Source organism: Tenacibaculum sp. SG-28, from assembly GCF_002954385.1.
In the GTDB taxonomy this organism is placed as follows: Bacteria; Bacteroidota; Bacteroidia; order Flavobacteriales; family Flavobacteriaceae; genus Polaribacter.
This window is the reverse complement of sequence record NZ_MQVY01000002.1, coordinates 629,675-649,889: the sequence shown is the minus strand read 5'-3', so window position 1 is coordinate 649,889 and position 20,215 is coordinate 629,675. Positions and strand designations below refer to the sequence as shown.

Here is a 20,215-nt window from a genome sequence, read left to right as displayed (position 1 = left end):
TTTATAGAATGAAAATTCAACTTTTAGCATTTGGCATAACAAAAGATATTTTAGAGACTTCTAGTGTAGTTCTAGAATTAAAAGATAAAAGTACGGTAAAAGACCTGCAGGATTTGTTATACGAAAGGCATCCGAAATTTAAACGTATTAACGCTATAGCTGTTGCTGTAAATGAAGTATATGCAAATAGTGCTACTATTTTAGAAAATGATGACGTAGTTGCATTGATACCCCCTGTAAGTGGTGGTTAAATATTTCCTTGCTACTTTTTAAGAAATTTTCCAATAAAAAAAGTACCAAATGGAAGTAAAGAAAGCAGACAGACTATCGTTAAGGTTTTGCCGTTCCAATCCTGATCGTATTTGAGCATTATCGCAACAATGATATATGCTACAAATAGCAAACCGTGTGGCATTCCTAAAAGCTTCACATACTCTGGATTTCCCTGTAGGTATTTAATGGGTACAGCTACAAACAGTAATAAAATATAAGAAATCCCTTCTAGCCATGCAATAATTTTAAAGAAAGTAACCATAATGCGATATTTGTTAAAGATTTACATACAAAGCTAGCGAAAAATTTCTTCCTGGAGCAGATATACCGGAAGCAAACTCTTTATAGTGCTGGTCTAAAATATTTTGAATTCTCCCTTGTAATTCTATATGACTAGTGAGCTGATATTCTCCAAATAAACCAATCGTCGTCCAACTCGGAGAACCGTAATACTTATTAATATCCTCGGTAGCATTTTCATCTATTACAGGCGTTTGTTGTTGGTTGTCAATGCCTTCTGTTAGGTTGTAGTTGGCAATGTCTTTCTTAGCATTAAAAACTAAATTTATCCCCCCTTCAAACTTTCCATCGGAATAATTAATTTCAAAATTTCCAAATAGCGGAGGAATAGAAGACATCGGTTCGTTTAAATCAAAACTTTTCCCTTTTGTGTACGTAATAGAACCTATTGTATTCCATTTTCGATGGAGCTTCCCTTGATAGCTTAAGGTAAATCCTGTAATGTATGCTAGTCCTTTATTAACATTAGCAACGGTGTTTCCAATTTCATTATCGTAAAGTATTTCACTTCCTTTACCAGAGGCCTCTGTATTAGTTGCTATATCAAAAGGTGTTCTGTAAATGTAACTATCTAAAAGCGTATAATAAACATTGGCACCGATTCGAAATTTTCTGTCGTTAATGTATTTTTGAATTCCAATTTCAGCATTGTAGGCATGCTCTGGTTTTAACGCAACATTTGGAACGGTAACATCTCCATTTTTTTCTCTAATCTTTCCAACATCATCAATATTTGGAGATCGAAATCCTGAGGATAAAACGCTATTTAATTGCCAACTATTACCAGGTTTGTATACGTAGCCAACAGTAGCTGTTAGTGCGGTATTGTTAAGACTAATATCATTATCGGGTAGTACTATAAATTGCTCGTCTATCCATTTTGCAGTTAAATGAGTATTGGTTAATCGAACTCCTGTTTTTAAGGTAGATTTTGTACTAATATCCTGACGATAATCAACGTATAACGCAGAACTTAAATACGTACTACCTCCATCGGCATATCTTGTTTGTACCGGAAAATCTCCACTAAATCCGTCTATTTCATTGTCTGTAATGCGAAGTGTTTTACCAATCGCATCAGAACCAACCTTATTATAGGCTACTTCAAAACCGTAATTTAAATCGCGTCTTTTGGCCAAAGAAACAGTGAAATCTCCGTTAAAATTATACACATCTACAGATTCATTTCGGTACGATCTATCTAAACTTCCAAATTTTCTTTGGATTCTACTTTCCTTAATCTTTTGATAAGCAAATGTAAGAACTCCGCTAGAAATCCATTTTTTCTTTGGTTTAATTTCTAATTGTGGCGATAGTAAGAAACGTTCTTGTGGCCCATAATACCATTCTGCAAACTTTAATGTGCCGTCTTTTAACTCCGTAAGTCTATCGAAACGAGGAACATCAGAGGAGGTTGAATATTGTATATTTAACTTTAAATCGGTCTGTTTTGCTAAAGGAATATAAAATTTTTGTAAGATATCTGTTTGCGTAAAACCAGTATTTCGTTGGATATTTGGATTGGAATTTGGCGTGGGAAATTCTTCATAATTACCATACATGTTATCACTGTAAAAGGGAACTTTTCCCCAATCTGAAAAATTGTGAACTCGGTTTTTTCCCATTTTTAAATCACCGTAATCACTATAGGAGACACTAGTAAATGAAGCCCATTTTTTAAATTGTAATTCGGCAGAAATCACGTTAGTCATTTCACCATTTACAGTACTGTACCTTGAAAATAAAGAAGTTTTTACTTGGTTATTTTCGGATATTTTTGGCGTTTTAGTATAGTAATGAATTACCCCTCCTAATGCATCTGACCCGTATACGACAGAAGACGGACCAAAAACAACTTCAGTTCTATCTAAAATATTAGGAGATACTGTAATTGAATTTTGTAAATGTCCTTTTCTATATATGGCATTGTTCATTCTAACACCATCCACCACTAGTAAAACACGGTTACTTTCCATACCCCTTAAAACAGGGCTACCTCCTCCAAATTGAGATTTTTGAACCTTAATCCCAGGAATATTTGCTAATAAATCGGCAGAAGTTTGTGGCGATATTCTAACGATCTCTTTACTATTTACTACTGCAATTTGCTCGGCAATTCTATTGGTTTTTTCTTTATTTTTAAACATCGATAAAACAACCTCATCTAATTGCTCCGATTGTTTTGAGAGGAATACTTTACCGTTATTTACTTGTATGGTCTTCTTTTTAGTTTGGAACTCTGCATAGGCAACGTGAGAAAAAATTAGCAGCTCATCAGTTTGAAATGTACTGATATCCACTATTCCATTCTCATTACTAATGGCGGAAATTGACTTCTCCTTATTAAACACCGCAACAGCTTCTACAGGTTTTCCTGTCTCCGCATCCATAACTTTAATTGCTTGCGAAAACACAGGAGATATTATGGTAAAAAATACTATTACAAATACTCGTTTCATAATTAACGGAACACAGTTTCTAAAATATCTAAAGATTTTGGTTTTCTAAAGCCTTCCAAATGTAATTCAAAATAATCAATTATTATTCGGAGAACTATTTGTCTTTCTTTTTTACTAAAAAAAACTTGATTTAATGCATCAAAATTTATGCCTAACACACGTTTAAACAAAATTAATTTTTCATTTTTTAAAATTAGTTTGTCATAGGTACTATTGGTAAAGCTTCCTTCCATTAAATTGAACGCTGCATAGTCACTATTGGATGTATCGGGATAAAATCCCAAAAAGCGCGTCAAATTAAGTAAAAAAACCAAATGGAAGTTCGCATTTTCATCATGCGTATCTAACCATATTAAAGCGGTTTCAAGATAGGTGTACAACGATTGATTTTGTTCTTCCTCTTGAATAATACTCGATAATACTTCAGACAAAAATAAAAGTATGGATTGTTTGGTAATGGAAGTGTGAATCGTATTATAGGGATGGCTAATGCGTGCTTCTCGAATAGAATTTAGAGTAGTAGTATTTCTGTGATTTACTACAAGCTCCAATTGATTTAAAGGCTGAAAATAGGCTGTTTTTAATTTCCCTTTTTAGATTTTAAAATTCCGCGAATTAAATACGACCGCAATCCATCTTCGAAGGTGAAACATTTTACAATTAAACTAGAGTCACTGTATTTTATAGCATTAAAAACAAGGGCTTTTGTAGTTACTATTGCCATTAGTTTACAATTGCTATTTTGGTAGAAGAAGTTTGTGCATTATCTTCAGAAGATAGCAAAACGATATAGATGCCAGAGGCAACTTTCACACCCGCTAAATTATGTTTGTTCCAGGTTACTTTTCCACCTCCTAATTGTTGGCCTTCTACCACATTAGTTTCGTACACGAGATTCCCAGAGGTGTCTAGTATTTTTACATTGGTTCCTTTGGGAATATTCTTTCCATTCCTTCCCCGAATAACAACCTCTTGGTGCGTTTTTAAAACCGGATTTGGATAGGCATAGACCTCTCCTAATTCATCGCCAAATGGTGCTACTTTACTATCGTATACCACCATCCCTCTGTTTGTTGCAAAGTATACTTTTCCGGTAACTTCATCGGCTTTTATTTTAATAATCTTATTGGAAGGTAAAGGAGAATTATCCTTGTTAAAATTTGCTAAAGTAGTACTTCCTGAGGGATTGGTATATAAAACGCCTCCTGTTTCCGAACCAAACCATTTGTTATCTGCGCCATCAATTTCTATAGTGTTAATAGTTTGATCTCCTAATAATTTTTTTGGAACACCGTCGTCTAAAATAATTACGGGAGCTGCATCAAAAATATCAGTATCAAATATCCCTAAAGGATTCGAATAGACCACTAAACCCGTTAAAGTTCCCATCCACAAACGATTAGTTCTATCTACAGCAACGGTTCTAACGTTTAAATTTGGCAAACTCCCTTTGGTAGGTTCTGTAGTAAAAGCCTTCTTTCGATCTCCATTCTCATTATAGGCATACACCCCGTTTCTTCTTGTTCCTATCCATACGGTATTTGCTCTATCGATAGCCACTTCATTCATACCAAATCTATCACTAACATTAACAATAGATTGGATATCAAAGTTTGTCCAAGTACCAGTTTGGGATAATTTCTTAAGTCGGCTTGAAACACCAATATTGGTTACCCATAAATTTCCGCTAGCATCCAATGCAGTTCCACTAACTCTAATCGTTACTCTATTTGGTATGTCGCTAACAATATCTTGTAATGGACTATTGCTTTGGTTGTAAAATCGTTGGGGTTCATTGTTCTCAAGATACAGTAAACCACCTGTTAGAGGCGTATTTATTTCTGGTCCGGAAATGTCTCCAAAAGAACTAATATAAACGCTATTCTCTTTGGTTTTATCGATAGTAACATAGGTTAAATCTCCAAATGGCTGCTGCGCATTGAATGGGGAATTATTCCAGTCTTTACCATTGTAATAAGAATACCCCTCTCTTTTTTGTAAAGGTGTATAAGTAGCATCATAGCCACCATATACTACCCACAAATTATCGTTGTGTACATCCATTGCAAAAATATCGTTGCGCAAAGGCTTGCGGGTGTATTTCTGTAAATACCGTGGTCGCAGTGGTTTGCGTTTTTAAAACTCCGTAGCGTTTGGTAGCTATAAAAATTAAAGAATTTTCTTCATATGCCTGATTTACATTAAAATCAAATTTCACATTCGGATTCACTTGCGCAATTTCTTGTAAGTTGTTCCCAAGAAACACTGCAGCATTGGAAAATGCAACCGCCAGGCTACTTGTTGAACTTTTAAGTCCTGTAATACCCGAACTAAAATTCCTTTCGGTGACTACCGAGTTACCCCTTACTGTGACTAATGTATTTGCTCTTGCTGCATAGACGCCATCGTTAAATACCGTAATAGCCGTATAGTTTTCAGGGGAGATGTTGGTCCAGCTATTAAAGTCAATTAAATTAGGGTTGTTTGCATTAGCAGTGTAAATACCGGTATCAGATGCAGCATAAATAGTTGAATTGAACACCGTAATCATGTGTATATTTTCATCACTAGATCCTGGTCCTATAAAATAGGTATCTCCAAACTCTAACGCTTTCAAGTCGTAAACAACAATTGCGAAGGAGGTAGCAATAAATAGTTTATCATTGTATTCGTAAATGTGATTGATTCTCTTTTCTCCTGGTTGGTTAAAATTCGTGATTTCTGGGGAGGTGGTTATTTCTCCGTTCGCGGAAACAATCTCTAAAAGACCATTTTCATACCCAATAACCAATGTGTTAAAGGCACTGCTGTAATAAATTGCAGAGGTTTCTCCTCCAGACAAACCTTGTACTGAGGATAGTTTTGTAGTTACCTCTGTGTCTTTGTTGTATAAAAAAACTGCATTGTCTGTGACCGCATACAGAAGATCTCCTGCTACAAAAAAATCCTTCACATTCGTGTAGGCAAATAAATCTTCCCAACGATCACTGTAATCTGTTTGGGCAGCGAGCTTACAACAGAAGCATAAAAGAAAAATAACAACAACTTTTTTCATATAGTAACAAAGATATTATTATTAACGTTATAAATAGTACATTCGTACATAATTGATATCGGTATGGGAATAGAAATAGAACGAAAATTTTTAGTTACATCTACTAGCTTTAAAGCAGATGCGTATCAAAAAAAACACATAAAACAAGGCTTTTTAAACTCGGATAAAAACAGAATTGTTCGCGTTAGAGTTTATGGTAACGATGGATATTTAACAATTAAAGGGCCTTCAAACACGAGTGGAACATCTCGATATGAATGGGAGCAAAAGATTCCTGTAAAAGAAGCATTACGCTTACTAGATTTATGTGAGGAAGGCGTTATTGAAAAAGAAAGGTATCTCGTTTGTATTGGTGAACACACCTATGAAATTGATGTTTTTTTGGGGGACAATGAAGACCTCATTGTTGCGGAAGTAGAACTTTCCGAGGAAAATGAGAAATTCCTAAGACCGTCTTGGTTAGGTGTCGAGGTTACCGGCATTTCTAAATATTACAATTCTAATTTAAGTAAAAGACCGTTTAAGCAGTGGTAAAAAACAAAACTAACTGAGAAAAGAGGTAAACTCCTTTGCGTTATTTTTTCTGTTGGTGTCTTTCATGTATTTCGCATCGTTGCACAATTCGTTTAAAACAATGCGAAATGCCTTTTCTTTTAGCTCCTTTTTTTGGTGTAAAACATACGTTTCTGTTGGTAAAAAACTACATTGTTTCACTCTTAAAACACCCGGACCTCCTTTAAAAATATCCCAAGAAAAAAAGCGCTTACAGTCGAAATAGATTTGCGGCACTATCGGAATTTGATGTTCAATAGCCAGACTAAATGCTCCGTTTTTAAAGTTCGATAGGATTACATTTTCAGTAGGCACCAAACCTTCGGGAAATATTCCCACACTAACTCCATTTCGAAGTCTTTTTTTAGCCATTTCATATACTCGTTTTCTACTTTTACTAGAGTCGCGATCTACCATTATGACAACTTTTTATAAAAATCCAAAGACGGGTAATTTTACGAGCTCTTTCTTCCCAACAAAAACAATAGGATTTTTACTCATCGCAATCATTACCCAAGGATCAATAAGGGAAGCATGATTCGCGATAAACATATAACTCTTATTTGCGTCAATAGTTTGCTGTCTTTCGATCTTAAGTCGAAAACCCATCCCGTAAATTAAAACAAAAGACCAGGCTCTCATCATTTTCCAAAATGAAGAATAATAGCGTTCACTAGCTGTAAAAAGGAATAAAAATGGTAACATAAGAAGTATGGTTCCGAACATTAAAAGGTAAAACCAACATCTCCAAAGAACTAAAAAAGGGATTTTAAAATACTTCATATGTGCGAATGTAGTAATTTCTTTCGTTTGATAAATTTTAACCTTACTTTTGCTTGGGTTCTACTAATTAATTGGAACGCTATTTAACGTAAATATCCTATTTAAAAAATAATAGATGTCAAGAATTTTAACAGGAGTTCAAAGCACAGGAACTCCACACTTGGGTAATTTATTGGGTGCTATTTTACCAGCAATTGCGATGGCAAATGACCCTGCAAACGAATCGTTTTTATTTATTGCAGACATGCATTCTTTAACGCAAATTAAAGACGGAAAACAGTTACGTGAAAACACCTACAGTACTGCCGCAACTTGGCTAGCCTGTGGTATTGACATCTCCAAAACAGTGTTCTATCGCCAAAGTGATATTCCTGAAGTTACAGAGTTATCTTGGTATTTGAGCTGTTATTTTCCATACCAACGATTAACTCTAGCACATAGTTTTAAAGATAAAGCAGATAGGCTTTCCGATGTGAATAGTGGGTTGTTTACCTATCCAATGTTAATGGCTGCAGATATTTTATTATACGATGCGGAAATAGTTCCGGTCGGAAAAGATCAATTACAGCACTTAGAAATGACTAGAGATGTTGCAAATAGAATTAATAATATTGTTGGAGATATCTTAATTCCTCCACAGGCCAAAATTAACGAAGACACGAAATTAGTACCGGGTACCGATGGTGAAAAGATGAGTAAATCTAGAAACAACATCATTAACATATTTCTTCCCGATAAAAAACTTAGAAAACAAATTATGGGTATTCAAACAGACAGTACCCCATTGGAAGCGCCTAAAAACCCGGATACCGATAATGTATTTGCTATCTATAAATTACTTGCATCCGAAGAGCAGCTTGTCGAAATGAGAGCAAACTACGAAGGTGGTAACTACGGCTATGGTCATGCCAAACAGGCTTTATATGAACTTATAATAGATAAATTTGCCGATGTTCGTGACAAATATGAGCATTATATGCATAATAAACATGAAATAGACACAGCTTTAGCCATTGGAGCAGAAAAGGCTTCTTCTGTTGCTAGAGAAGTTTTGCAAAGAGTGCGAGAAAAAATAGGGTATTAACATGAGAATTTTACTATGTATATGTCTTACTTTACTTCTTAGTTGTAGTAAAAAAGAACTTGATAATCAGATTGTGGAAGCTTCCTGCGGACAATGTCAGTTTGGGCTAAAAACGCAAAAAGGATGTGATTTAGCCATTCGATATAAGAATACATCTTATTTCGTGGATGGTGCACACATTGACGATTATGGAGATGCACACGACGAAACTATAGGATTTTGTAACGCTGTTCGAAAAGCCAAGGTTTCTGGAAAGTTTCAAGAAGCACGATTTAAAGCGTTTTCTTTTCAAATAATAAACCACTAAATTTCGAGAGGTAATTACTTCTCGAAATTTAGCGATTGCTCATTAAGGAGCGGGGTTTGGTAGCAAGCTATGTACCTTTTCAATGTCTTTTAAAACATCCTCTGATAATTCAATGTAAATAGAATTAATATTCTCCTTCAATTGTTGCATTTTGGTAGCCCCGATGATATTACTAGTTACAAAAGGCAATTGGTTTATGTATGCGAGCGCAAGTTGTGAGAGAGTTAAACCGTGCTTTTCAGCAACTTTAGCATATTCAGATACCGCTCCTTGTGCACCATTAGTCATGTATCGAGCTATAAATCTTGGAAATAGAGTTCCTCTTGCTCCTTCTGGTGTTTTTCCGTCTAAATACTTTCCAGACAATACACCCTGTGCTAAAGGAGAATAGGCTAATAATCCTATATTTTCTCGTAATGAAACCTCTGACATCCCATATTCATAGGCTCTGTGTATTAGAGAATACGAATTTTGAATGGTTATGGGTCTTGGAAAATTATGTGCAGATGCTGTTTGTAAATACTTCATAGTTCCCCAAGGAGTCTCATTCGACAATCCTATATGTCTTATTTTTCCTTGCTGTACAAAATCATGTAAAGTTTCCAAAATTTCGAAATGATTTTCTGCTTCTTGTTTACTTGTCTTGTAAGGATAGTCTCGAACACCAAAACAATTTACTCCTCGCCCAGGCCAATGCAATTGGTACAAATCAATGTAATCGGTTTGCAGACGCTGCAAACTCCCCTCAATAGCTTCGGTTAATGCTCTTTTACTAAAACCGTCTTTTCTTATGTGCGCTGTATAATCCCCTGGTCCTGCAATTTTAGAGGCCAATACTACCTGCTCTCTATTACCTGTTTTTTTAAACCAAGAACCAATAATTTTTTCGGTAGCCCCGTAGGTCTCAGGAGTTGCAGGAACGGAATATAATTCGGCTGTATCGAAGAAGTTTACGCCCTGTTCTAGAGCGTAATCCATTTGTTCATGTCCTTGCGCTTCGGTGTTTTGATTCCCCCAAGTCATGGTTCCCAGACATATTTTGGAAACCTTAACATCCGTGTTAGGTAATGTTGTGTATTTCATATCTTACGAAAGATTTACTTTAGTTTAAATTTTAAAAAGTAAGTTTGCTGTTTTATTCGGAAAGAATTGCTTCAATTCCTGGTAATGTTTTCCCTTCCAAGCTTTCTAACATAGCGCCACCTCCGGTAGAAACATAACTTACTTTTTCTGCAAACCCAAATTGTTTTACCGCAGCGACAGAATCCCCTCCTCCTACTAATGAAAACGCACCGTTTTCGGTAGCTTCAGCAATAGCGTCTCCTAGAGCTATCGTACCCTTAGCAAAATTTTCCATTTCGAAAACTCCCAACGGACCATTCCATAATATGGTCTTGGAATCTGCTATGACTTTTGCAAAATTTTCAGAGGTATTTAGTCCTACATCTAATCCCATCCAACCATCGGGAATTTCATTGGTGTTTACAGACTTTGTATTGGCGTCGTTGGAGAAATCATCGGCAATAACTGCATCCACTGGCAAGTGAATTTGAGTATTGTGTTGTTTTGCTTTCTCTAAAATTTCTAAGGCAAGTGCTAGTTTATCTTCTTCTACCAAAGAGTTTCCTATATCACCTCCTAAAGCCTTAATAAAAGTAAAAGTCATGCCTCCACCGATGATAATGTGATCTACTTTTTCAATAATATTTTCAACAATCCCTATCTTAGAAGAAACTTTAGCCCCTCCTAAAATTGCAGTTACTGGTTTTTCAGAGTTATGTAAAACTTTATCAATACTTTCTATTTCTTGTGCAAGCAATAAGCCAAAACATTTGTTCTGCGGAAAAAACTCAGCAATAACAGCCGTAGATGCATGTGCGCGGTGTGCAGTACCAAAAGCATCATTTACATAGATATCTCCGCATTTGGAAAGCTGCTCCGCAAATGCATGATCTCCTGCCTTCTCCTCTTTATGAAAGCGGAGATTTTCTAACATCAATATTTCTCCTGGCTTTAAGTTTGCAACAGCTTCCTCTACTTTTTCTCCGATACAATCTTCCACAAAAATCACTTTGACACCTAAAACGGAAGAAACAGTATCTTTAATATGACCTAATGAAAACTTTGCATCAACGCCTTTAGGTCGTCCCAGATGCGACATAAGAACACAACTACCTCCATCCTCTAAAATTTTTATAATGGTAGGTTTTGCTGCCTGAATTCTAGTAGTGTCTGTTACTTCAAATGCATCGTTTAACGGCACGTTAAAATCTACACGAATTAAAGCTTTTTTATTCTCAAAATTATAGTCGTTTACTGTTTTCATAAATTGTAGTATGTGTTTTTTCGATTCCTCTTTTAAGGATATTTTAAACAAAAATAACTATTTAAAACAACATAAAAATATTTATCAGTGTGATAACAAACATATATATTTGTTAAAGTTATATGAAGACAACTTCAATTAAAATATCATCGGTAACATTAAGCATAAAAGAATGCTATAACTTCGTGGAAGATCCAAGTTGTGGCGGTATTTCTGCATTTATAGGAACTGTTCGTAACGCTACCAATAGTAAAAAAGTTACGCAACTAGAATTTTCTACCTATAGGCCTATGGCTGTAAAAGAGATGGAAAAAATTGCAATACATGCATTAGAAAAATATGCCATCAAAAAAATTGCAATTCATCATGCAGAAGGCATGCTTAATATTGGAGATATTCCCGTAATTATAGCTGTCTCTTCACCACATAGACAGGCGGCATTTGCTGCCTGCGAATACGCTATAAATACCCTTAAAGAAACGGTACCTATTTGGAAAAAAGAATATTTTTCGGATGGTGAGGTTTGGGTTAATGCACACCCTTAACACATAAAATTAGAAATTGCGGCAACAAATCCAAGATTTATTTTTTTTACAGCATCTTTTAAAACCTTACCCTAACAATATTTTTGAAACGCTTTTTGTCGAAATCTTCACTTTAAACGGGAAAATTAGTAAGAGAATAGTTAATATTTTAGGTCTAGCGGTTCTGTAAAACTAACGCTAGGATCATAAATTTCTTTAAGAACCTCCTTGATTTCTTCCATAAAAGCCTCCAATCTCTCGGGTGTAATAAGGGTATCGGGGGATTTTCTTCCCGAAGAAAAATTCATCTTTAAAAACCCTTTCCCCAAGTTCTTAAATGAATAGATCCCTGCCTCTAAAGGCTGGTTAAAGGAAAAATTACTGTGTTTTGTGTATAAGAACGCATACAACATAACCTGAATGGCTTTGTGGTATTTAAGTTCTTCTATTTTAGTAAAATCGGATATTTTTAAATTCGTGTCGTCTACCCTTCCTGTTTTGTAGTCAATAATTCTAACCACTCCATTCCACTGGTCAATTCTGTCTACTTGTCCGTGAATTTTAATTGGAAAATCAAACCCCTCAACACGAATTTCAGTAGATAGCGTTTGCTCTGTAGCAATAATCTTTAATTTATTTTTTGGATCTTGTAGTTGTCTTTTTTCCTGTTGTAAAAAGTTAGAGACAAACCGTTTCGCAACCTCAAAAATCAAACGATTTTTTCCAACAATAATATTGCCATTTTTAAAGTGTTTTTTAAAATAATGTACCACGACATCTTCAACCATAGTTTCCATGGTAGTAATTACTTCTGCAGTTACATACTTTCCTATGTATGGCTCGTATAAGTGTTCTAAAGTATCATGAACCACCGTTCCCATAGTATTTACTGCTATGGTTTCCTCAACATCCTCCAACTCTTTTATCCTCAGAACTTTCTGTTTGTAAAAAGCCATTGGATTGTATAAATAGTTGGTTAAAGCCGATGGAGAAATACCTTTTGTTGCTAATTCCTTCAACCGGATGAAAACACTTTCATTTTTAAGTATTTCTTTGGGAATTGTTTTAGTAGTACTGATATTAGGAATTACAATTTCTTGTTTTATATCTTTTCGAAGTAGCTCTAACTGTGTTAAAAACCTACTTTTCTCGCCACTACCATACGAATCATGCTCTGTATTGTACAGTATAAATATATTACTCGCTCGTTGTAATAATCTGAAAAAGTGATATGAAAACAAAGCGTCTTTTTCGCGATACGTTGGAAGACCAAACTCTATTTTTACATCCAAAGGCACGAAGGAGTTTTGCTGATGACTTTTTGGTAGAACTCCTTCGTTTACCGAGGTAATAATAACAGTATCAAAATCTAAAACTCGTGTTTCTAAAACCCCCATTAATTGTAAACCTTGTAATGGCTCACCTTGAAAAGATATACTCTCGGATTGCATTAACTGTTTGAATAATTGATGTAATGTTTTTATATCCTTAATGTAGCCATAGGTAGCATGTAAGTTTTGCAACTGCACAAAAACCGTGTAGAACCGAAACAAATATTCTTTTTCCATCTCATTTGCGGTTTCTTTTAATAAAAGTAACAATGCTAGTACACGTGCCAGAAAATCTGTGATGGTTTGGAATGGTTCAAAACAATCTAAAATAGGAGCTTTTACGGAAATAGGAATAGTGTCAAAATAGTTTTTTAGAAAGTCTAACCCTAAAAAAGTTACATTATTTTTTGCAATATCCGTGGCAAGACGATCGATGATATTAACGTCTCCATGGTATAACAATTGGTAGATAGGAGCTTGTTTTAATAGGGTAATTACATCTTTGTGATAGAACAAATGTTCTTGATTTTTTTGAAGCTTTTTTTGATTTAAGTGAAGCTTAAAAATTGCAATTATAAGCCAGTTAAGGGAACATCTTTCAATGGATATCCCATGGTAATATTTACTGCTTCTACATTTTCTGGAAAGGAATTTAGCGTTATTGGTAATAACGATTCGTCTCCCAAAACAAGGGCAGTTTTGTGGTGCTTTGGAAGTTTGGATAAAACCTCTCCCGCATACTTTATCTGTGTTATGTTTTTTGCAGCACCAATGATTTCAATATTTTTTGGCCGCTGAAAATTATTTGCAATGGTTTCCAAAGGATTTTTTTGGTAATACTTCCAATTTGCTTTATACTTTCGAATGAAACTTCCTGCCTGATGTTTACTTTCGAGAAAAAATTTATCGATGTCCCAGAATACTTGCGTGTTCCCTGCTGCCAACATTTTTTGGAAGAGGATTTCTTCGGCAGTATTAAGGGCATTAAAGCCAATAAAAAAGAATTTTTCAGAACTGTGCTTTGAAATATACGCGTCTAGCTTTTGAACAGACTCCCTATAAAGTACCCCTTGATAACCTTGCTTTTCTTGAACAAGAAAAGAATAAAAATGCTCATAGAGCTCGTATAGTTGTTCCATGAATGCGAAGTGGCTCTTCATCAAAGTAGTTTCCGAAACAGTTTCCGAACCAGACCATTTTTGCAACCTATTTATATCCCTTAAATAGGTAAAAATTTCTTTGGCAGGAATAAGGTGTTGATCAATTTCGTTAAAATCTTGAAGCACTGTTATTGCCCAAGAGGAAAAAGTATCAAATGGATCAGGATGCTTAACTACCTTTTTATAAACTCCGTAAAAATGAAACAATAATTGCAGGGAATCTAGGCTATCTATTTCTGAAACCTCTTCAACAAAATCACCAATATTGATAACTCTTGGTAAAAAACCTGTAGAAATTTTATTTTTTAGTTCTTGTTTAACAAACACTCCAGCTCGCTGAGAAGGAAGTATAAAAGTAACATTTTCAAAGCTTTTCGTATTGTGTAATACGAGGTTTAATGTTTCTGTTATAAAGGATTTCATATCGAAAAATAAATAACTCTAAAATACAATATAAAATTGATTTTGCACGTAGCTTTCTCTATTAGAATAGCACCTTTCCTGGAGAAAATGAATCCAAAAAGTCTATAAATACAGACATATTGCAGCATAAAATCTTGCGTACGCGGAACCATCACTATTACAAACATCAATTGAATATTAAAATCGTATTTTTAATGTCTGCAAAACAAACTAAGAAAATATGTCACAACTTAAAGTAGCAATCTTGCAGTCGGATATTATTTGGGAAAATCCGAAAGAAAACAGAGAGGCTTACGCGAAGAAACTTGCTACGATTTTACCAGATACAGAGCTAGTTGTCTTCCCGGAAATGTTTACCTCAGGATTTACCATGAATGCAAACGAAATAGCGGAGGGAATGGAAGGGGAAACGGTATCTTGGATAAAAAAAATGGCTGAAATACATCGTTTTGCAATTTTAGGTAGCTTGATAATTAAAGTTCAAGAAAATAAGAGAACTACTTTTAAAAACAGGCTCCTTTTTATAACACCCGATGGAAAGATTCAGTTCTATGATAAAAGGCATACGTTTACTTTGGCAAAGGAAAATCAAGTCTACGAACGTGGGCATACGAAACTAATTGTTTCCTACAAAGGATGGAAAATTTGTCCTCTAATTTGTTACGACTTGCGTTTTCCCGTTTGGGCAAGAAATACCGAAAATTACGATTTACTCCTGTATGTTGCCAACTGGCCTACACCGAGAATTTCGGCCTGGGACACCTTACTTCGTGCACGAGCAATTGAAAATATGTCGTATACCATTGGTGTTAATAGGGTAGGTTTTGACGATAACGGTTACGAGTATAGCGGAAATTCAGCCTGCTATGATACCATGGGTAAATGCTTGGTTAAAAATAACAAAGGAGAGGCAGTAATTATGTATGTTACACTCGATAAAGAAAAGCAAAATTTAGCGCGGAATAAATTTCATTTCTTAAGCGATATGGATACTTTTTCTATACTGTAAATGCCTTTCGCTCATACAAAACAAAAGGCATTTATAGAAATAAAAAGCAACACAGATTATGCTGGAATCATCCATTTAAAACTGAACTTTGTATCCGGAACTACTATTCTTTCCGTAATTCTGTACATTCTATCGGGTAACTTCATAAGGTAATCACGAGCCTTTTCAGCCTCTGGAGTTAGATTTGTAATTTTATCTATCTCCCAAGTTTCGTTTAATTTTTTTAGAATATCTACATAATCAAAACCTGTATAAACCCCAATCCGTTGTGCTACTGTAGAAAAATCATCAAATAAACTTCCTTTGGCTCCAAAAGATTCTCTCAGATGCATTGCTGGCATAACTATTTTGTGCTTCATCATGTGTTGAAAAGCTAACATCATCTCACTGGGATCTATTGTAAAAATTTGTTTTACAAACTCTGTATATGCTTGGTGATGACGCATTTCGTCACCAGCTATAATACGAGACATTTTTGCTAGTGCTTTATGCCCTTTTTTCTTCGCAATTTTCGCGACGTTAAGGTGGGAAATATAAGTAGCTAACTCCTGAAAACTAGTATACACAAAGTTTTTGTAAGGATCTGTAGCGGTACCGATGTCAAAACCATCAGAAATTAAGTGTTGTGTTGTAATTTCAACCTCACGCATGTTTACTCGTCCTGATAAATACAAATACTTATTTAAGACATCTCCATGACGATTTTCCTCTGCGGTCCAAGCACGAACCCATTTCGCCCAACCGTTGTCTGGTTGTTGTGTTACACCGTCTAAATCAAGCAACCAAGATTCATAGGTAGGGAGTGCTTCTTCTGTAATGGTATCGCCAACTAAAACGACCCAAAAATCATCGTCTAACTCTTTCGATATCTCTTGAATTTCTTTTACTTCTTCAATAAAAGTATCTTGTTGGGAATTTGGCAAAAAATCGGTTGGCTGCCATATCTTTTCTACGGGAATTAAGAACTTATCTACAAAGCTATCAATATTTTTTTCTAGCGTTTGCATTACTTCTTTTCTTATATTTTGTATCGACATATTTTGGTAGAGGGTTAAGTTTTATTAGTAATATTTGATTTTTACGTAATCGCTGAGGTTATGGTGTTTTCCACCTGATCAAGCAAGGTATTAAATGACATACTGTCTACTTTTATAGGAGCATGTGTTTGAATTGTTATAGGACTTCCAATACCTAGGGGAAACCTTCCGTAACGAAATGTTTTCCATGAATTATTTATCGTTAATGGAACAACGTACGCATCCGGATTATATTTTGTAATCATTTTTAATCCATTAGGTGCAAACGATTTGGGCTTTCCATTCCTGCTTCTAGTTCCTTCTGGAAAAATAACAGCAGACCAAGTATTTTTCTGTATTCGCTTTGAAAATTCAGCTAATTCCTTCAAGGCTTGCTTCCCGTCTTTTCTGTCTATTAATGCTGCACCTCCGTGCCTTAGGTTAAAAGAAACACTTGGTATACCTTTTCCCAATTCTTTTTTAGACACAAACTTTGGATAGTATTTTCTAAAGTAATAGATGATTGGTGGAATATCAAAGGTACTTTGGTGGTTAGAAACAAAAATCAAAGTCGTATTTTCAGGAAGTTTCTGTGCATTGGTCACTTGCACCTTTACCCCGAGAATCAATAGCGATTTTACCAAAAAAAAATTTAGTAGGTTTACTACTTTTTGGTGTCCTTCTGCTCCAAATAGATGCAACCCAAGCCATTGTAATGGGTGGAACAAGAGTAAAAAGAAAAAAAACACTACAGCAAAAATCGTTGATAAAAAATAGCTTACTATTTTCATGGGGTTTCGTTTACTTTAAAATTATAGTTTAAAAGAACAGCACTTTATTGAGATACCATTAGTATTGTCTTCTTGTATTGACTTCTAAAACAAATGCAAAAATAAAAAAACCTGCCGAAGCAGGATGTATTTATTTTGTTTAAAACCAATTACTCCACGGAATTCTTGTTAAAACAAGTACTAATGCCAAGCCGTAAAATATCGAAAAGGTTTTAAATTTAGCTTCACTTTTAACCTGTTTTTTATGTCTCGACCATCCTATGGTTATCAATACAATAGCGGTAACCATGGTAATAGGGTGTTCTACTGCAAGTAATCTCGTAGCAGAGTCTTTCATGACCGCACTAGGATCAGCTTGTAGTGCTTTATACCAAGGAGACATAAAATACCAAGCTAAACCAATTAGTAATTGTATATGACTAGTTATTAAAGTAAAAAGACCCAAGCGGAATTCTTTATGGGTAAATTCCTTTTTTTGTACCAAACCCATAACAGATTTAACAACAGCAATAACTAATACTACTAAAACTATGTAAGCCCAATAAGAGTGGATTGTTTTCATCATGATTTTGTGTGTTTTTGTTAGTACAAACTTACTGAATTTTATGGAAAGCTACTAGGCAATAAAATTAGATGTTTAAAGTTTAATGTTGCAATTAAATTTCTTTCTGTAGCTCATATGCATTTCCATTATAAATAACATGCATTACAAAAACAGCATCGCCTGGCTGCCAAACATTATAAGAAACGGCTATTTTTTGTCCTTTTTTTTGGTTTGGAAAATGGTGGAGAAGAATGGTATTAATTTTGTCCAATCGAACCGATAAAGCTGCATCTTCATAGCCTTCTCGTATATCAAAATTACTAAATCCGTTATTACCGACCATCGCGTAATCTTTATCGGTTAAAGTATAGCTTGAAAGTTCTTGTTTCAGGTTGTCTCTAAGGTATTCCGTTCTAATTATTTTACTCCCTAAACTTTTTGTTACAGCAGGTATACTACTAAAAAAGTGGTTACTGGAATACAACCCATGTGAAGAGTTCGCGAATAAAACCGATGATAATCCAAAGAATAAAAAGACAACTAAAATTTGGGGTTTGTTTTTACTGAAATAAATATGCATGTAATAAGGGGTTTTACGACCGCAAAAATAAAACTTTTTAAACAAAAAAACCACCTCTTTTGAGGTGGTTTTATTAAGAATTATAGATTCAGTTTTATCCTATTGTAAGACGTATTCAGTACCATTATTAATTACATTCATAATAAATACATCATTTCCAGGTTTCCAAACATTATAAGAAACAGAGAACTTTTGACCCTCACCATATTCAGGAAAGTTATTTAGTAGAATAGTGTTAATTTTAGCTAAACGAGCTTCTATTGTTTCTTCGTCTCTTCCTGGTCTAACATCAAAGTTATTAAACCTTCCATTACCTACTAATTCGTAATCAGCATTAGTTAAGGTATATTTTATAGTATTATCTGGAACCCAATCTATCCCATTATGACCAAACTTCAAAGTAGCATCAATTACTGTAGGAATTGCATTCCAAACAGTACCATCAAAAACATAATTTACATTTCTCTGGCTAACCGATCCTCCACTAAATAAATCGTACTCTACAGCCACAAAATCTTCAGGTGAGGCAAAAGGATATAAAGTTCTTAAATAAATTCCAATTTTGTATTCCGCCTCTGCTTCATCACTGAAATTTGGAAAACGTTGTCCCATTGTAGTATACTCCTCTGGAGTAAAAGTTACTGGTGGAGCCCATTCCCCTGTATAAACAAATTTACTAGTCTTAGAGATTAGTGTAGCTCCAATTAAATCATATCCTGTCCCATTGAACTCTAAAAGCATATTTCTAGTTCCTGGTGAACCATCATAGATTGCATAAGTTACAAAATACTGATCGCCAATAACAGCTGAAGGGAAGTTAGCCAATAAAATAGTTTCGATTTTTACCCTTCTGGCTTCTATAGTTTCTTCAGCTCTACCTGGACGAATATCGAAATTATCAAACCTTCCATTACCGACTAATTCATAATCATCATCCGTTAAGGTATATCCATTAATTAGTTTATAGCTATTATTATCGACTAATTGCAAAAGCATTTGTCTTGTACCTGGAGCACCATCAAATATATCGTAATTAACAAGATATTGTTGCCCAACAGCAGTTTCCGGAAAATTCGCTAGTAAAATAGTTTCAATCTTAACTCTCCTTGCTTCTAGAGTTTCTTCATCTCCACCTGGACGAATATCAAAATTATTAAATCTACCATTACCAACAGAGTCATAATCATCATCCGTTAAAGTATATTCGATTTGAGGAACAAGTGTATTGTATGTTAGGTTAACAATACTTCCATTAGGACTTGTAAATTTTGAACTTAAAAAAGCATTAAACTGAGCAGGAGTAGTTAAATTATCCGAACCAAATTCTGCATAGTCTTCGTCAGTAACTGTATAGTCTGTGTAAGAAATTGGACTATATAGCTTATAGGTAACAGCTGCAGAAGAAGCTTCTTTGATAGAACCGTCTGCATTATATGTTACCCCAAGAGCTGGGTACTTCTCTGATAAAAATGGAGGTAACATTACTTTTGCATCCTCTTCTGAACTAAAGTTACCAAAAGGTAATTCTAATTCAGAATAATCCTCGTCTGAAAGTGTACGCGTAATATCTCCTACAATACCGTTAGCGTTAGTCTGTGCATCGATTTCATCGTATATGTCTTCCATTGGATTACAGGAAGTAAACACCATAGTGAAGATTACGAAATAATAAATAATTTTTTTCATCGTCTTATTTTT

At 34.8% G+C, this 20,215-nt stretch carries 21 protein-coding genes and 1 pseudogene; 6 read left to right on the top strand and 16 right to left on the bottom strand.

Translation table 11 applies throughout. The annotated features are described in order from the left end of the window. Positions 1-8: 8 nt before the first annotated feature. Positions 9-251: a MoaD/ThiS family protein gene (locus tag BSU00_RS07880; RefSeq protein WP_105003858.1), complete on the top strand. Its 243-nt coding sequence runs from the start codon at positions 9-11 to the stop codon at positions 249-251. 11 nt (positions 252-262) lie between these two features. Here the strand turns inward: BSU00_RS07880 and BSU00_RS07875 are convergent, their stop codons facing one another. From BSU00_RS07875 to BSU00_RS13360, 6 genes are read right to left on the bottom strand one after another with little or no spacing between them, the layout of a single operon-like run. Further along, positions 263-535 (bottom strand): DUF3817 domain-containing protein, encoded by a 273-nt coding sequence (locus tag BSU00_RS07875; protein ID WP_105003857.1) that lies wholly within the window; start codon positions 533-535, stop codon positions 263-265. 13 nt (positions 536-548) lie between these two features. After that, entirely contained in the window at positions 549-3,032 is a 2,484-nt protein-coding gene (locus BSU00_RS07870) for a TonB-dependent receptor domain-containing protein (protein ID WP_105003856.1), read from the bottom strand. Positions 3,033-3,034: 2 nt separating this feature from the next. After that, positions 3,035-3,583, bottom strand: a complete 549-nt coding sequence (locus BSU00_RS07865) for a DNA repair protein RecO (protein ID WP_369820294.1) — start codon at positions 3,581-3,583, stop codon at positions 3,035-3,037. Positions 3,584-3,612: 29 nt separating this feature from the next. Continuing rightward, positions 3,613-3,756 (bottom strand): recombination protein O N-terminal domain-containing protein, encoded by a 144-nt coding sequence (locus BSU00_RS14000; protein WP_369820293.1) that lies wholly within the window; start codon positions 3,754-3,756, stop codon positions 3,613-3,615. Continuing rightward, positions 3,756-5,096, bottom strand: a complete 1,341-nt coding sequence (locus BSU00_RS13365) for a two-component regulator propeller domain-containing protein (RefSeq protein WP_233188656.1) — start codon at positions 5,094-5,096, stop codon at positions 3,756-3,758. The genes BSU00_RS14000 and BSU00_RS13365 overlap by 1 nt, the downstream gene beginning before the upstream one ends. Next, on the bottom strand, positions 5,077-6,087 hold the full coding sequence (locus BSU00_RS13360) for a hypothetical protein (protein ID WP_233188655.1): 1,011 nt from the start codon (positions 6,085-6,087) through the stop codon (positions 5,077-5,079). Before BSU00_RS13360 ends, BSU00_RS13365 begins: the two co-directional genes overlap by 20 nt. A 63-nt stretch (positions 6,088-6,150) precedes the next feature. Between BSU00_RS13360 and BSU00_RS07855 the strand changes: the two genes are divergently transcribed. Beyond that, a complete protein-coding gene (locus BSU00_RS07855) occupies positions 6,151-6,621 on the top strand; it encodes a CYTH domain-containing protein (protein WP_105003855.1) in 471 nt (156 codons plus the stop codon). A gap of 9 nt (positions 6,622-6,630) precedes the next feature. Here the strand turns inward: BSU00_RS07855 and BSU00_RS07850 are convergent. Beyond that, positions 6,631-7,281 (bottom strand): annotated as a pseudogene (locus BSU00_RS07850) (lysophospholipid acyltransferase family protein). Between the two features lie 256 nt (positions 7,282-7,537). On the opposite strand from BSU00_RS07850, the gene trpS reads away from it, so the two are divergent. Next, on the top strand, positions 7,538-8,506 hold the full coding sequence (trpS, locus tag BSU00_RS07845) for a tryptophan--tRNA ligase (RefSeq protein ID WP_105003854.1): 969 nt from the start codon (positions 7,538-7,540) through the stop codon (positions 8,504-8,506). Between the two features lies 1 nt (position 8,507). Beyond that, positions 8,508-8,813, top strand: a complete 306-nt coding sequence (locus BSU00_RS07840) for a DUF6370 family protein (RefSeq protein WP_105003853.1) — start codon at positions 8,508-8,510, stop codon at positions 8,811-8,813. Between the two features lie 42 nt (positions 8,814-8,855). On the opposite strand, the gene BSU00_RS07835 is transcribed toward BSU00_RS07840, so the two are convergent. Both BSU00_RS07835 and pgk read right to left on the bottom strand, forming a co-directional pair. After that, entirely contained in the window at positions 8,856-9,896 is a 1,041-nt protein-coding gene (locus BSU00_RS07835; RefSeq protein WP_105003852.1) for an NADP(H)-dependent aldo-keto reductase, read from the bottom strand. Positions 9,897-9,948: 52 nt separating this feature from the next. Next, the gene (gene pgk, locus BSU00_RS07830) at positions 9,949-11,139 is read right to left on the bottom strand and encodes a phosphoglycerate kinase (RefSeq protein WP_105003946.1); all 1,191 of its coding nucleotides are present in this window, start codon (positions 11,137-11,139) and stop codon (positions 9,949-9,951) included. A 122-nt stretch (positions 11,140-11,261) separates the two neighbouring features. On the opposite strand from pgk, the gene BSU00_RS07825 reads away from it, so the two are divergent. Further along, the gene (locus tag BSU00_RS07825) at positions 11,262-11,684 is read left to right on the top strand and encodes a molybdenum cofactor biosynthesis protein MoaE (RefSeq protein WP_105003851.1); all 423 of its coding nucleotides are present in this window, start codon (positions 11,262-11,264) and stop codon (positions 11,682-11,684) included. A 140-nt stretch (positions 11,685-11,824) separates the two neighbouring features. Here BSU00_RS07825 and BSU00_RS13355 read toward each other — a convergent pair whose 3' ends face one another. Continuing rightward, positions 11,825-13,510 carry a PD-(D/E)XK nuclease family protein gene (locus BSU00_RS13355; protein WP_233188654.1) on the bottom strand — a complete coding sequence of 562 codons (1,686 nt, stop codon included), beginning with the start codon at positions 13,508-13,510 and terminating at the stop codon, positions 11,825-11,827. Positions 13,511-13,566: 56 nt separating this feature from the next. Further along, the gene (locus BSU00_RS13350) at positions 13,567-14,577 is read right to left on the bottom strand and encodes a hypothetical protein (protein WP_233188653.1); all 1,011 of its coding nucleotides are present in this window, start codon (positions 14,575-14,577) and stop codon (positions 13,567-13,569) included. A 220-nt stretch (positions 14,578-14,797) separates the two neighbouring features. Between BSU00_RS13350 and BSU00_RS07815 the strand changes: the two genes are divergently transcribed. Then, complete coding sequence (locus tag BSU00_RS07815) at positions 14,798-15,586, top strand: amidohydrolase (RefSeq protein WP_105003850.1); 789 nt, start codon at positions 14,798-14,800, stop codon at positions 15,584-15,586. 56 nt (positions 15,587-15,642) lie between these two features. On the opposite strand, the gene BSU00_RS07810 is transcribed toward BSU00_RS07815, so the two are convergent. The 5 genes from BSU00_RS07810 to BSU00_RS07790 all read right to left on the bottom strand — a co-directional run bounded on the left by BSU00_RS07810 (position 15,643) and on the right by BSU00_RS07790 (position 20,203). Further along, entirely contained in the window at positions 15,643-16,623 is a 981-nt protein-coding gene (locus tag BSU00_RS07810) for an acyl-ACP desaturase (RefSeq protein WP_105003849.1), read from the bottom strand. Positions 16,624-16,664: 41 nt separating this feature from the next. Then, positions 16,665-17,393 carry a 1-acyl-sn-glycerol-3-phosphate acyltransferase gene (locus BSU00_RS07805; protein WP_105003848.1) on the bottom strand — a complete coding sequence of 243 codons (729 nt, stop codon included), beginning with the start codon at positions 17,391-17,393 and terminating at the stop codon, positions 16,665-16,667. 139 nt (positions 17,394-17,532) lie between these two features. Further along, positions 17,533-17,955 (bottom strand): hypothetical protein, encoded by a 423-nt coding sequence (locus BSU00_RS07800; protein WP_105003847.1) that lies wholly within the window; start codon positions 17,953-17,955, stop codon positions 17,533-17,535. Between the two features lie 94 nt (positions 17,956-18,049). Continuing rightward, positions 18,050-18,517 (bottom strand): hypothetical protein, encoded by a 468-nt coding sequence (locus BSU00_RS07795; RefSeq protein WP_105003846.1) that lies wholly within the window; start codon positions 18,515-18,517, stop codon positions 18,050-18,052. A 99-nt stretch (positions 18,518-18,616) separates the two neighbouring features. Further along, on the bottom strand, positions 18,617-20,203 hold the full coding sequence (locus BSU00_RS07790; RefSeq protein WP_146104825.1) for a hypothetical protein: 1,587 nt from the start codon (positions 20,201-20,203) through the stop codon (positions 18,617-18,619). Between the last annotated feature and the right edge of the window lie 12 nt (positions 20,204-20,215).

Bases quoted from the DNA above. Each gene is read 5' to 3' on its own strand.
- BSU00_RS13365 (WP_233188656.1), bottom strand. From the start codon at position 5,096: ATGGATGTACACAACGATAATTTGTGGGTAGTATATGGTGGCTATGAT.
- BSU00_RS13360 (WP_233188655.1), bottom strand. From the start codon at position 6,087: ATGAAAAAAGTTGTTGTTATTTTTCTTTTATGCTTCTGTTGTAAGCTC.
- trpS (WP_105003854.1), top strand. From the start codon at position 7,538: ATGTCAAGAATTTTAACAGGAGTTCAAAGCACAGGAACTCCACACTTG.
- BSU00_RS07815 (WP_105003850.1), top strand. From the start codon at position 14,798: ATGTCACAACTTAAAGTAGCAATCTTGCAGTCGGATATTATTTGGGAA.
- BSU00_RS07880 (WP_105003858.1), top strand. From the start codon at position 9: ATGAAAATTCAACTTTTAGCATTTGGCATAACAAAAGATATTTTAGAG.
- BSU00_RS07825 (WP_105003851.1), top strand. From the start codon at position 11,262: ATGAAGACAACTTCAATTAAAATATCATCGGTAACATTAAGCATAAAA.
- pgk (WP_105003946.1), bottom strand. From the start codon at position 11,139: ATGAAAACAGTAAACGACTATAATTTTGAGAATAAAAAAGCTTTAATT.
- BSU00_RS07795 (WP_105003846.1), bottom strand. From the start codon at position 18,517: ATGCATATTTATTTCAGTAAAAACAAACCCCAAATTTTAGTTGTCTTT.
- BSU00_RS07855 (WP_105003855.1), top strand. From the start codon at position 6,151: ATGGGAATAGAAATAGAACGAAAATTTTTAGTTACATCTACTAGCTTT.
- BSU00_RS07810 (WP_105003849.1), bottom strand. From the start codon at position 16,623: ATGTCGATACAAAATATAAGAAAAGAAGTAATGCAAACGCTAGAAAAA.
- BSU00_RS07800 (WP_105003847.1), bottom strand. From the start codon at position 17,955: ATGAAAACAATCCACTCTTATTGGGCTTACATAGTTTTAGTAGTATTA.
- BSU00_RS07840 (WP_105003853.1), top strand. From the start codon at position 8,508: ATGAGAATTTTACTATGTATATGTCTTACTTTACTTCTTAGTTGTAGT.
- BSU00_RS07870 (WP_105003856.1), bottom strand. From the start codon at position 3,032: ATGAAACGAGTATTTGTAATAGTATTTTTTACCATAATATCTCCTGTG.
- BSU00_RS07805 (WP_105003848.1), bottom strand. From the start codon at position 17,393: ATGAAAATAGTAAGCTATTTTTTATCAACGATTTTTGCTGTAGTGTTT.
- BSU00_RS13350 (WP_233188653.1), bottom strand. From the start codon at position 14,577: ATGAAATCCTTTATAACAGAAACATTAAACCTCGTATTACACAATACG.
- BSU00_RS07835 (WP_105003852.1), bottom strand. From the start codon at position 9,896: ATGAAATACACAACATTACCTAACACGGATGTTAAGGTTTCCAAAATA.
- BSU00_RS14000 (WP_369820293.1), bottom strand. From the start codon at position 3,756: ATGGCAATAGTAACTACAAAAGCCCTTGTTTTTAATGCTATAAAATAC.
- BSU00_RS07790 (WP_146104825.1), bottom strand. From the start codon at position 20,203: ATGAAAAAAATTATTTATTATTTCGTAATCTTCACTATGGTGTTTACT.
- BSU00_RS07875 (WP_105003857.1), bottom strand. From the start codon at position 535: ATGGTTACTTTCTTTAAAATTATTGCATGGCTAGAAGGGATTTCTTAT.